The following is a 678-nucleotide window of genomic DNA, read 5'->3' as shown; positions in this document are numbered from 1 at the left end:
CAATAACCGATGACATGGCCTCTGATATGGCTGTGTTTGTATTACAATCAACGGCTGAAAAGCGTAGTAGTTAATTAATAATTTACTGGAGAAAATTCGATGCAAGTAGCTGACTCTACTGAACTGACCACATCAGCAACGTTGGGTGCTCAAGATGCTATGGCCTTCGGTATTTCTGAAGACCCAGCATTCTTCCAAATACTCAGTGCTAACCTCTATTCTAATCAGAAACTGGCAATGGTACGTGAGACATTGTGCAATAGCTGGGATGCTCATATTGAGGGGAATAAAACAGATATTCCTATCCATGTAACCATTGATAAAGATGGTTTCCTTATCTTCCGTGACTATGGTTCTGGTATTCCTAAAGATAAGATTCAAGAGGTCTATGGGGTATATGGTGCATCTACCAAGAAAGCTAATACTGCTTCCACTGGTGGCTTTGGCTTAGGATGTAAATCCCCTATGGCCTATACAGACAGTTTTACTGTCACATCTATGTGTGACGGAGCCAAGACTGTCTATCACATTGCTAAATCTTCTGTTGAGACTAACGGTAAACCAGGGATTATTCCTATCGTTAGCGTACCTACTGAAGAATCTGGGCTTGAAGTTAAAATTCAGCTTCAGTCAGAAGATATTTTAGAAATTGATTCATATACTCGAGCCATTGTATTA

At 40.1% G+C, this 678-nt stretch carries 1 protein-coding gene; it reads left to right on the top strand.

Features of this window, described 5'->3' with window-relative positions; genetic code table 11:
- Positions 1-99 precede the first annotated feature (99 nt).
- Positions 100-678, top strand: a 579-nt coding sequence (locus Y882_RS19805) for an ATP-binding protein (protein ID WP_211259254.1), incomplete at its 3' end; no start/stop codon positions are given.

The organism is Dyella japonica DSM 16301 (assembly GCF_001010355.1).
GTDB classification, from domain to species: Bacteria; Pseudomonadota; Gammaproteobacteria; order Xanthomonadales; family Rhodanobacteraceae; genus Dyella; species Dyella japonica.
This window is presented reverse-complemented; position numbering and strand designations above follow the sequence as displayed.